Annotated in this window: 1 protein-coding gene; it reads right to left on the reverse strand. The window is 73.0% G+C overall.

What is annotated here, in order from left to right; genetic code table 11:
- A partial coding sequence (locus tag AB0G02_RS21430) for a hypothetical protein (RefSeq protein ID WP_360797118.1) occupies nucleotides 1-5,924 on the reverse strand: 5,924 nt, incomplete at its 3' end.
- Between the last annotated feature and the right edge of the window lie 58 nt (nucleotides 5,925-5,982).

Genomic DNA, 5,982 nt, shown 5'->3' on the forward strand with positions numbered 1-5,982 from the left:
CTCGACCGGACGTCGACGTCGAACTCCGCGAAGATCTCGGCCACCCGGTGCGCGGCCTCCCCGACCACCCGGACCGGCGCCCGCAGGTACCCCGACGCCTGGCGGGCGGCCTGCTGCTGCTCCAGCTCCGCCACGAACGCCCGGATCTCCGCCCGCCGCTCCTCCGGCAACGAGCCCTGGGGGCTGAGGTCGTGGTACGCCCTCTCCAGCGTGAAGTCCGCCGCCGGCGACCGGTCGGCGCCGTTGTGGCGGCGCGCCTCGGCGAGGAGGCCGAGGTCGAGCGCGATCTGACGTGCCAGGAACTCCGGCCCGCCGCCACCCCCGCCGGTGGCGGCGTCGACCAGCAACCCGGTCAGGACCACCTGGCGGAAGTCGTGCAGCACGTCGTCGGCCCCGTAGGTCGGCACGACCGGTGAGGTCCGGGCGCCACCCGTGAGCGCCCTCACCATGCTGTCCGCCCGGGCCGCGGCGGACGCGAGCGCCGGGCCCCTGCCACCCAGGGCGGCCCACATGTCCGTGAACCGCTGGGCGGCGTCGCGCAACGACCTCGCCGACCACGGCCTCTGCCCCACCCTGACACCGTGCAGGACCAGGTCCGAGAACGCTTCCCCGATCGGCAGACCGCCCACCCGCCGGGCCGCCAGGATCGTGGCGGCGTTCCAACGCCTCGGCCACGACGCCTCGACGTTCCCCATTCGGAACTCGAGGATCGCGTTGGCCCTGCTCCGCTCACGCCACCTGGCCGGCACGCCGCTCAACAGGTCCACGGCCCGAGCGACCTCGTCAGGCCGGAAGCTCGGCAGCGCGAACGCCTGCAAGCCCTCGTGGAGCACCACCCTGTGCGCCATCATCTCGATGGGCAGGTACGTGTCGTTCGTGAAGTCCTCGGTGGCCAACCCGGCCACCAGTCCGGTCCGGACGTCGTTGACCAGGGCCCAGAACTCCTCGTCGTCCACCGGCGGTCGGGCCAGGGGGTCGTCCTGGAACTCGTCGGGCGTGCCGGTGTCCACTATGTCCCGGGCCTGCTCGATCGCGGACCTCGCCACGCTCGCGGCGAGCACCGCGGCCGCACCCTCCGGCGTCGCACCCACCACCCCAAGCGATTCCGCGACCCGCTCCCGCGCGGCCTCCTGGAGGCGCACGGGCACGTCCTCCAGCGAAGTGATGGCTTTGTCGGTCAGGGCCTTCATCTCGGCGGGGTCGTCGGGGAAGGGTGGCAGCCATTCCGCCAGGACCCGTGGCTCGTCGCCGTCACCATCGTCATCGGCGGCGGCGTCGTCCAAGACCATGCGGTCGATCACGCCCGCGGCGACGGCCTCGACGAGGCGTTCCCGCTTCTGCGGCGGGAACGCTTCCTTGACGCCGGACGAGACGATCGCGACCGCCTCCTCCTCGATGGTGGCCCAGATCATCGTTCCGATCAGCACGGCCAGGTCCTCGGCCACCACCGGGAGGAGAGGGCTGTAGGAAGTCCGGAACGCCACGATGGCCCGCGCCCGCCGGTGCACCGCCGGCCACTGCGGGTACGCGCGGTAGTGGTCTTCCTGACTGCGGCGGAAGTCCCTCAGCACCCTTGCGTTCGGGGGCCGCTCCCGGCCGGCGCGCAACGTCCGGCGGTCGGGGTACAGGTGGCCCACGACGTGCCACATCGGCACCATCGCGCTGCTGGGGTCACCGACCTCCAGGATCACGTCGGCGGCGATGTCCACGAGGTAGCTCCACGCCTCGTGGCCCACGACGTCGGCCGAACCGCCGGCCATCTCGACCACCTGGAGAGCCCGCCGGAAGAGGACGTCCTGCAAGGGCAGCGACAGCGCGAACAGGTTCGCCAGTGCGGTCGCCGACCGCTCCGACAGGTCTTCGATCGTCCACCGGGTGATGTCCTCCACCGAGGAGCGAACGGGGTCCTGCTCCGATTCCCACGACCCCGGGCTGATCGGCCGGACTTCCTCGTCCTCCGCCGGCTCGAACCCCGCGACCCCGGCGCCCGGGTCACCCGCGATCGGATCGCCCGCGACCGAGTCCTCGAAGCCCGAGTCCCCGAAGCCCGAGTCCGATCCCGCGTCCGAGCCCTGAAGGTCCACATCGGAGTCGGGCGCCCCGCCCCCCGCGTCCTCCGGCAGGTCGACGTCCCCGGACTCCGGCGGGAGTCCGAGCGGAGGTGCGGGTTGCAGCAGTTGATCGGTGGTGCGGTCGACCCACCACAGGTCGCGCGGCCCGACCAGGTCACCGACCGGGAACCGGCGGTCCTCGGGGCGAACCGGCTGCAGCAGGGGTCTCCCCGGCACCGGCGACCGAGGGGGAACGCCCAGGTGCACGATGATCCGGTCCGCGATCGCGAGCTGATCCAGGCCAATCCCCGCGAAATTGGTGGTGGCGTGCGCTTCCGCCTCGTAGGCGAATTCGACGGTGAGGTTGAACTGCTCACCGCCCGGGAGCCGGTAGCCCCTGTTGAACACCTCGTCCACCGCCTCGTGGACGTCGTCCGAGGACGGGTCGGAGGCGGTCACGTGCAGCTTGAGGTAGAAGTCGCGGACCCGGACGTCGTCGACCTCGAAGTCCCGGACGTCGTAGACGACGGGTATCCGCGGCCCGATCGGGTGGGGGCGCCCCGGCGCGGAGGCGTTCTGCCGGAACGCCTCGAAGCGCTCGCTGCGCACCGTGCCGAGCAACGGGGCGGACGCGCCGACGTCCCGGATGCGCTCCGGGGACACCGCGTTCGGGAGCGGGTCGAACCAGTCCGCGCCGGGGGCCTGGCTGTGCCGCCACGACGGGTCGTCCAGGATCGCCCGCCGCGCCGCCCTGGCAGCCAACCGCTCCACCGGTTCCCGCTCCGGGAACCGCCCTTCCCCTGCGGGGGGCAGGGTGGCCAGCGCGTAGCTCACCGGCCGCGGCCGGAGGGACCAGTCGACCAGCACCTCCACGGCCCCCGCGGTTCCCCACTCGTCCCTGATGTCCACGTCGAAGACCTCGTGGTCGTGGAAGATCTCGGTCACCCGGGACGCGGCCATGCCCGTGATCCGCACGCGAGGCGGCTGGTAGCCCTGTCGCGAACGCGCCTCCGACGCCCGGCTCACCTCCCGGGCCACCGACACCACGGCCGCCTCTTCCGCCGGGTCCAGCGGCTCGTCCGACGCGTACTCGACGCGGTGGAGGCTCTCGCCGACGAAGTGCGCCGGTTCCGAGGCGTCCGGGGACCCCAGGAGACGAGGGCTCGCGGGGCCGGCGAGGCCCAGGTCGAACGCGATCAGGGTGGCCAGGAACTCCGGCCCGGTGCCCCTCCCGCCGAGCAGCACGTGGACGACGGTCTCGGCCGCGACGACCTTGACGTACAAGTCGAACACCCGCTCGGCGAGGTGCTGGGGCACCGCCGGCGACACCCTGGTCTCGCCGATCGCGGACAGCACGGTGCTGCGCCCCCGCCGCCACGCCATGTCGGACAGCCGCCGATCCACGGTCGCCAGGAGGTTGTGCGCGGAGTTGTCGATCCGTTCCAGCGCCTCGACCGTCCACGGCGGCGCCCCCGAGCTGAAGCCGATGTCGAGCACCTCGCGGGGGAGCGGCGCGACGTGCTGCTCGATCTCGCCCAGCACACGCGGGTCGTGCCGGTGCTTCAGCAACTCCGCCTGGATGACATCGGACAGCGAACTGACCCAGGTGCCGCTGTGAGTGAACTGGAGGTGGGACAGGCGGAACCTGGCGATCGACTCGGCTTGAACCGCCGCCGCCTGGCGCACGTCGCCGTTCGACTGGACGTCGAAGGTGCTCACCACGCGCCTCGCCCAAGCCAAGTTGTCCGCAGTTATGAGGTACGGGTAGTCCAAGCGGCCGAGCTGGAGCGCCAGCCGGTGGGCCCAGACCTCGAAGTCCCGTTCCATCGGAGCCCTGGCCACCAGCCTGGTGGCGATGACCGCCTGCAAGTTCTGGACCAGGTCTTCGGACAGGTCTTGCTCGGGCACGCCGGACTCGACGATGAGCCACGCCCGGTGGAACGCGGCTCTCACCAGTTCCGCCGCCACCGCCCGCACGACGTCCTCGGAGACCTCTCGGGGGGCCGGCCGTCCGCCGGCGGTCTGCCCGAGGTGCGGCGCGCCCCACCTGGAGGTGGACGCCACGATGGCTCGTGCGCGCCGCATCGCGGTCGCCCTCATCCGCTCGTTCGCGGCCTCGGGCATGGCGGTGGAGCCGGGTGTCGGCGCCCACGTCCCGGATCGCACGTCGAAGGGCAGCGGGTGGTCGAAGAACCCCTCGTCGTCGCCGAGGCGGGCGAAGAACTCCGGTTGGTCGTCGACGTGGAAGACGACCCCCGCCTGCTCGCCGGGGTGGGTGACGAAGATCCAGTTGAGCACCGCGGGGGCGATGCCCTCGATCAGGTGGGCAGCCAACCGCGAAGGCACCTTCTCGTGGGCCTCGCCCGAGGCCACCACGCGTGCCGCCCGCTCGATCGCGTCGCGCAGCAGCATGTGGGTGAGCATCTCGGTCGCGTCCGCCGAGCGGTCGGGGCCGAGGGAGCCGTAGGAGGTCCGGGACGCGACGACCGCCCGCGCCCGACGTGCCGCGGCATCCTCGATGCGCGTCGGCACGTCCAGCGACCTGAGCTCCTGCACGGCGCGGTCCGCCTCCTGTGCGAAGAGGCCGATCGTCCACACCTCCCGGCCCGCGACCAGGTCCGGCGGCACGGCGGTCCGCAGGGCGGGCTCGACTCGCCGCAGCGACGCCTCGGCCACACCCAGGTCCCCGTACCCGGCCAGTGCCGCGGCGGCGAGGTCCACCACGTCCGTCCACACCCGGATGTCGGTCAGCGGACGGGCCCACTGCACCATCCGGGCCGCCCTCAGGTACACGGCCTCCTGGAGGGACCGCGAACCGCTGAACACCCACTCCCGCGCGAGCACCGCCTGCCGGCTCAGCAGCTCGTGCGTCCACTCGGTGGAGGGGTCGGACAGCACCTCCTCCAGCATCCGCCACGCCTGCTCGCGCATCACGTAGTCCGGCGGCGGGGTGTCGTCCTCGGGCTCGTGCGGGCGGACGAACCAGCGAGTGGCCTGCCGGGGACCCGGCACGAGGGGCCGATCGCGCAGGTTGGTCAGCGCGTTCTCGCGGTTCTGCACCTGCCACAGGTGGCGCGGCCTGACCGCGCTGCCCGTGAGGGCCTGGAGCAGGCGTTCCGCCGGGGTGCCCATGATCCCGCCGTCGTCGACCGCCTGCCCCTGGCCCGGCCGGCGCGCGAAGACGGAGCGGGCGTCGTCCCCGGGGGGCAGCCTGAGGTCATCCGGCGACGACGGCTGGGTGCGGCCGTGGTCGGTGTGGTCGTCGTCGACGCCGAGGTAGTGGAACAGCTCGTGCGCCGCGGTGACCGGGTTGAGGTGCTCCGGCCAGTGGTCCTGCGTGGCTCTCCGGACTCCCCCGACCCGGATGTCGGCGTGCGCGTCCAAGGGGTCGGAGACGAACTCGACGGTGACGTGGAACTGCTCCCCGCCGGGCAACCGGTACCCGCGGTTGAAGATCGCGTCGACCGCCCGGCGGACCCCCGTCCGGTACAGCGGCCCGACGCCGTCCGGCCGGTCCAGGCGCAGCTTGACGGTGTAGTCCCGGACGGGGACGCCGTCGACGGTGAACGCGCGCACGTCGTAGGCGATGAAGGTCTCCACGCCCCAGAGGAGGGGCCGGCCGCGGTCGACGCTGCTGGTGTCGAGCACCTGGTGGTGCTCGCCGCGCACCGTGCCGACGACCGGCGCCCGGCGCCGCGCCCGGCGGACGTCCGCGGAGCGCACGGCGTTCGGGAGGGGGTCGAACCAGTCCGCGGTGGTCGCCTCGCTGTGCCGCCACGAGGGGTCTTCCAGCACGGGCCGCCGCAGGGGCGGGAAGGCCGAGCGGTCCTCGCCGCCGCGCACGGGGGACCCGGCTTCCACGGTCCAGTCCACGTGCACGTCCACGCCGTCGTGGGGGGCGCCCGCCGCCCCTAGGACCCCGCGGGAAGCC

Source organism: Actinosynnema sp. NPDC023658, assembly GCF_040639995.1.
GTDB lineage: Bacteria > Actinomycetota > Actinomycetes > Mycobacteriales > Pseudonocardiaceae > Actinosynnema.